The sequence below is a fragment of the Paenibacillus agaridevorans genome, from assembly GCF_003112455.1.
In the GTDB taxonomy this organism is placed as follows: Bacteria; Bacillota; Bacilli; order Paenibacillales; family Paenibacillaceae; genus Pristimantibacillus; species Pristimantibacillus agaridevorans.
The window spans coordinates 106,670-112,302 of sequence record NZ_BDQX01000390.1 but is presented as its reverse complement, the minus strand read 5'-3'; the positions used below and the strand labels follow the sequence as shown (position 1 = coordinate 112,302).

Below are 5,633 nucleotides of genomic sequence, written 5' to 3'. Positions count from 1 at the left end.
TGCATCGTCTCGCGGCAGGCTCCAGGCCGTCGCGGGGGCAGGGGAATGGTGCAGCCCATCCCCTGCCGATGATGCTGCATGTAGACAGGAGGAGTAGGAGATGGCTCAGTTGAAGCTGGGACGGGGCAAAGTCGCGCATGCCGGGAGTCTGCCGCTTAATATCGCGAAAGATATCGTCAAAAACAAATATTTATACATTATGCTTTCTCCTGTTTTGGCTTATTTCATTATTTTTCAATATTTTCCGATGTACGGCGCGATTATCGCGTTCAAGGATTTTAATCCCCGGCTTGGAATTGGGGGCAGCGCGTGGGCAGGACTGGAGCATTTCAAAGACTTTTTTGGCGGAATGTATTTTTGGCGGGTGTTTAAAAACACTCTGATGATTAGCTTTTATGATCTCGTTTTCGGTTTTCCCGCACCGCTTATTCTTGCCTTGTTGCTTAATGAGGTCAAAAATGCGCTGTTCAAACGTTCGGTCCAGACGATCACTTATTTGCCGCATTTTATTTCGCTTGTCATTATTGCCGGCATGATCAAGGATTTCACGAGCAGTGACGGCGTCATCAACGATATTATCGCATTTTTCGGCGGAGAGCGGGTTACGATGTTGCTGGAGCCGTCCTATTTCCGGACGATCTTCGTTTCGTCGAATATATGGCAGCATGTAGGCTGGGGGACCATTATTTATTTGGCCGCGCTGTCTGCGATCGATCAAGAGCAATATGAAGCTTGCAAGATCGACGGGGGTGGACGCTGGAAGCAGATGCTTCATGTTACTCTGCCTGGGCTGCTGCCCGTCTTCGTTATATTGCTCATCCTGGACATTGGCCGGATTATGAGCGTTGGCTTCGAGAAAGTTATTCTGCTGTACAACCCGACCACTTATGTGACAGCGGATGTCATTTCCTCCTATGTGTACCGGATCGGGCTTCAAGATTTTCAATTCAGTTTCAGCTCCGCTGTCGGATTGTTCAACTCCGTGATTAACTTCGCGCTCGTTATCGGCTCCAACTGGATAAGCCGGAAGTTGAACAATACGGGCCTGTGGTAGAGGAGGGTTCGCATGCGAGTAAGCTTGGGTGAACATATATTCCGGGTTTGCAATACGCTGTTTTTGTCCACGCTCATGATTGCAACAATGTACCCGATTCTTTACGTGGCATTTGCATCATTTAGCGAACCGGCGCTGATGATGGCGCATAAAGGCATTTTATGGAAGCCGTTGGGCTTTTCGTTTGAGACATACGCGGCGGTATTCAGCAATCCGATGATCCTGCTTGGCTACCGCAACACGTTATTTATTGTCATTATAGGCGTGGCTCTCAATTTGCTGCTCACATCCTTTGCAGCGTACGCCTTGTCCAGAAAAACGTTGCAATATCGCAAACCGCTTACATTGTTTATCGTGTTCACCATGTTTTTCAGCGGCGGCTTGATTCCGTTCTACTTGCTTGTCAGAGGACTGGGCATTACGGACACGTTATGGGCGCTGATCCTGCCTACCGCAATAAGCGCGTTTAACCTCATTATTATGCGGACATCGTTCGAGGCGGTGCCGGATGCGCTGGAGGAATCGGCCAAGATCGACGGCGCCAACGACTTCGGCATTCTGTTCCGCATCTTCCTGCCGCTTTGCAAGCCGGTGCTTGCCGTGGTAGGCCTGTATTACGGGGTAAGCCACTGGAACTCCTGGTTTAACGCCATGATTTTCCTCCAGGATCGGTCGCTGTATCCGTTGCAGTTGATCCTGCGTGAAATTTTAATTATCGGCGAAGCGAACTCGATGGCGGAGGGAGCGTCCCAGGATGAGATCATCATATTGGGCGAGACGTTGAAATACGCCACGATTATGGTAGCGACGCTTCCGGTTTTTCTGGTATATCCGTTCTTGCAAAAGTATTTCGTAAAAGGCGCCTTGATCGGTGCCATTAAAGGTTAGCAGAGAAGGAGTGGACTTCGGGGATGAGCAATGAAAAATTGAAGCTGCAACAGTCCGAGCTGTCGGCATGGTGGGAAAAAGCGAGGATAAAAGTCGATCATATGATCGAAGCGGGCTGGACGGAGGCGCCGCATGTTTCGGCAGCGGGCAAATATGACCAGATCAAAGTGGATCAATGGATTTCGGGCTTTTGGCCGGGCATGCTTTGGATTCTGTATGATATGACCGGCGAGACCCGTTATCGGGAGGCGGCGGAGCCTTGGGACGAACGCATGGAGCAATGTTACTTGCGCGACAACCATTTTCACCACGATGTCGGCTTTCAGTTCCTGCCGACTTCGGTTATCCGCTACAAGCTGACCGGCGACCCGGACGCGCGGCGGCGCGGACTGTTCGCCGCCAACTATCTGGCGGGTCGGTACAACCCGGCCGGACAGTTCATTCGAGCTTGGCCTCGCAACCAGACAGGCTGGTCGATCATCGACTCGATGATGAATCTGCCGCTGCTGTTCTGGGCGAGCGAAGAAAGCGGCGATCCGCGTTTCAAGCATATTGCGATCGCCCATGCGGATATGGTGCTGCGCACGTTTATCCGCGACGACAGCTCGGTTCATCATATCGTTATCTTTGATCCGGAGACGGGCGAAGTGGAGCGTTATGACGGCGGACAGGGTTTCGCGCCGCAGTCGTCCTGGTCGCGAGGCCAAGCTTGGGCGCTCTATGGGATGAGCTGCGCTTATCGTTATACGGGCGAAGTACGTTACTTAAACGCGGCGAAGCGGGTGGCTCACTATTTTATCAGCGCCTTGGCGGAAGACGATGTGCCGCATTGGGATTTCCGCGCGGCGACCGACCTGACGGACGAGCCGCGCGACACCTCGGCGGCGAGCTGCGCGGCATCCGGCCTGATCGACATCGCGTCGCAGGTTACGCCCGAGGAAGCCGCTTTATACCAGCGTGCGGCCACGCGCATTATGCGTTCGCTGTCGAACAACTACAGTACGCTCGACCAGCCGGAGTATGAAGGCATCCTGCTCGGAGCAACCGGACATAAGCCGGTTAACAGCAACATCAACGTATCGCTGATTTACGGCGATTACTACTATATTGAAGCTTTGGCTAAGAGCAAAGGTTGGAGCCGGCATATTTTTTAAATATAGAAAAGTATACGATTACCCCATCGGAGAATATATACCGCATCGAAGAATAGAGGGAAAAGCTCCCTATAATCTGGATGAAACGGGTTATCTACTCCATTTAGAGGGAAAAACGCCCTTTCTTCGAGGTGATTCTGCCCGAATCCAGCATTTCAACCCGGATTAGAGGGAGGATTTCCCTCAAAAGCGCAAACAAGGGCGAAGACGGGAGTATTAGAGGGCGTTTTTCCTCTTATTCGAGAGAAGGATGATCGAACAGACCGAAATTACGAAGCCGGGAGGGCAGACAGATCCTCCCGGCTTCTATACTCTTGAGGAAGGTATCTGGTTGTTCGGCAATGATCACAAAATTTTTAATAACTACTTCGAGAATTTGACAGGCGAAGCGATCTACTTGCCGAACGGCGACTTCGACGGCGGTACTGGAGGCTCCCCTCCAAGTCCGACGGTGGAAGAATTGCGCAAACAATGGAAGGTGTACCGGGCGCTTATCATCAACAATACGATAGTCAACAGCGCTACCGGTATCGTGATCGGCTCGGGCAAAGCGTATGCGCCGCAAGATTCCGTCGTTGCGAACAATATCGTGCGCAACAGCACCGGCACGCTTTATTACGAGGCGGCGACAACGAATACGCTGTTTCAGGGTAATATCGGGTATGGCAGCACCATTAGCAACGTATCGCGCAGCTCGGGGCAGATCCGTAATATCAATCCGCTGCTGACCACGGTGAGCGGCATCCAGAAGCTGTCCGCAAGCAGCTCGGCAATTGACGCCGCTGTGGGAACATACGCGTTCGTGCTGCAGGATATGGATGGTCAAGCGCGGGCGACAGCGGATGTGGGAGCGGACGAATATTCCGGCGCGCCTCTGCTAAATCGCCCGCTGGTAGCCAGCGATGTGGGACTGAATACGCCGTAGCGGGGCGATAGATGCGCAAGCTCTGCCGACGCTATGTGCTGCCATGCTAGGTGCTACCGAAGTTAGGCGCTGCCGGCGGCTGGAAAGCGAATCTTTAACGGACAAATCTGCACCTTAGCGCCACATTTCGTGGAGTTCGTATTTTTAACGGACAATTGCGACTTTTAGAAGGCTAAATGTGGAGAAAAACCGCTGATTGGGCGCTCTAAGCGTCGCAGATGTCCTTAGAATTTGAGATGTGCTGATTGGTCCCTCTAAGCGTCGCAGATGTCCATTAGAATTTGAGATGTGCCGATCTCGTGCGCAAAGGGCGCTAGTGTCCATAAGAATTTTAGAAGCACTGATTTCGTGTGCTAAGTGTCGCTGATGTCCCGATGTGCGCTAGCCAGCTGGGCATAACTAGCTGATGAAAGTTCAGCCGGGGTAAGGGCTACGCAGCCCCGTACCATAAAAAGCGCTTCTAAAGCAGCCTTATTATCGTAAAACCGCAAGACTGGCCGGGGACCACCGCGCAGAACGACAAAAGGCCGATCGAAGGCCGTATTTTCGTAAAAATGTTCAGCCGACTGTCCGGAATATCATATCGACACCATAAATTAGGGGTCGTTGTGGATCAGTTCAGTTATTGATGCAACAGGAGGGGAAAATCATGATTCTCGGCAATAGCGATTATACATGGGCAAAACAAGACGGGAAAATTGGATTTCAGGCAGCGGTGCGCGGCAGGCGGTCGTCGCGGCGTGATTTCGGTTATGGAGGAACGTTTCATGCATACTAGCGCAATGCTGCCGGCTCCGCTTGACGGCGGCTTCCGGATGGAAGGTTATTGGGTATGGTGCGGTTCCGTCGTGAAGGGCGAGGACGGCAAGTTTCATATGTTCGCCTCGCGCTGGCCGAAGACGCTGCCGATGCATCCCGGCTGGATGACGGCTTCGGAGATTGTCAGGGCGGACTCGGATACGCCAGAGGGACCTTATCGATTCCGCGAGGTGGTGCTTCCGGCGAGGGGAGCGGAATATTGGGACGGGCGCAGCACGCACAACCCCCATATCGTCAAGCACAACAACAAATATTTGCTTTATTATACGGGCTCGACCCACCCACTTGGCGATCCGGATCCGCCGGGGAATTTTGGCTTAACCGATCCGCAATGTATCGTGGCGCGGGCGAACAAACGGGTAGGGCTGGCTATCGCGGACAGCGTATTGGGCCCGTGGCGCAGAGCGGACGAACCGATATTGCCGACACGTCCCGGTCGATTCGACAGCTTTTTGACTTCCAATCCGGCTCCGTGCGTTCGGGAGGACGGTTCCGTGCTGCTGATCTACAAGGCTCGCCGCTACGAAGGCAATCTGCATGGCGGCATGACGATTGGCGTCGCGCATGCGGATCATTACGAGGGGCCGTACCGGGTGCTGAGCGACGAGCCGGTGTTTCCGCCGGAGTCATTCCATATCGAGGACCCGTTCATCTGGCGAACAGCCGAAGGATACAGCTTGATCGCCAAAGATATGGAAGGTCATCTATGCGGAGAAACATACGGCGGTATCTACGCCGGGTCGCCGGACGGGCTGCAATGGAGCTTGCATGAGCAGCCGCAAAGCTATTCCCG

At 53.2% G+C, this 5,633-nt stretch carries 5 protein-coding genes; all 5 read left to right on the top strand.

The window, feature by feature from the left end:
• Positions 1 to 100: 100 nt before the first annotated feature.
• Positions 101 to 1,054, top strand: coding sequence for an ABC transporter permease (locus PAT3040_RS30085; RefSeq protein ID WP_087570037.1), 954 nt, complete (start codon positions 101 to 103; stop codon positions 1,052 to 1,054).
• 12 nt (positions 1,055 to 1,066) lie between these two features.
• Positions 1,067 to 1,942: a carbohydrate ABC transporter permease gene (locus PAT3040_RS30080; protein ID WP_087570038.1), complete on the top strand. Its 876-nt coding sequence runs from the start codon at positions 1,067 to 1,069 to the stop codon at positions 1,940 to 1,942.
• Between the two features lie 23 nt (positions 1,943 to 1,965).
• Complete coding sequence (locus PAT3040_RS30075; RefSeq protein WP_108995587.1) at positions 1,966 to 3,096, top strand: glycoside hydrolase family 88 protein; 1,131 nt, start codon at positions 1,966 to 1,968, stop codon at positions 3,094 to 3,096.
• A 250-nt stretch (positions 3,097 to 3,346) separates the two neighbouring features.
• Positions 3,347 to 4,021 (top strand): polysaccharide lyase domain-containing protein, encoded by a 675-nt coding sequence (locus tag PAT3040_RS30070; RefSeq protein ID WP_108995586.1) that lies wholly within the window; start codon positions 3,347 to 3,349, stop codon positions 4,019 to 4,021.
• A 767-nt stretch (positions 4,022 to 4,788) separates the two neighbouring features.
• Positions 4,789 to 5,633, top strand: an 845-nt coding sequence (locus PAT3040_RS30065; RefSeq protein ID WP_258235232.1) for a glycoside hydrolase family protein, incomplete at its 3' end; no start/stop codon positions are given.

Coding starts and splice junctions, on each gene's coding strand:
- PAT3040_RS30085 (WP_087570037.1), top strand. CDS start 101: ATGGCTCAGTTGAAGCTGGGACGGGGCAAAGTCGCGCATGCCGGGAGT.
- PAT3040_RS30075 (WP_108995587.1), top strand. CDS start 1,966: ATGAGCAATGAAAAATTGAAGCTGCAACAGTCCGAGCTGTCGGCATGG.
- PAT3040_RS30070 (WP_108995586.1), top strand. CDS start 3,347: ATGATCGAACAGACCGAAATTACGAAGCCGGGAGGGCAGACAGATCCT.
- PAT3040_RS30080 (WP_087570038.1), top strand. CDS start 1,067: ATGCGAGTAAGCTTGGGTGAACATATATTCCGGGTTTGCAATACGCTG.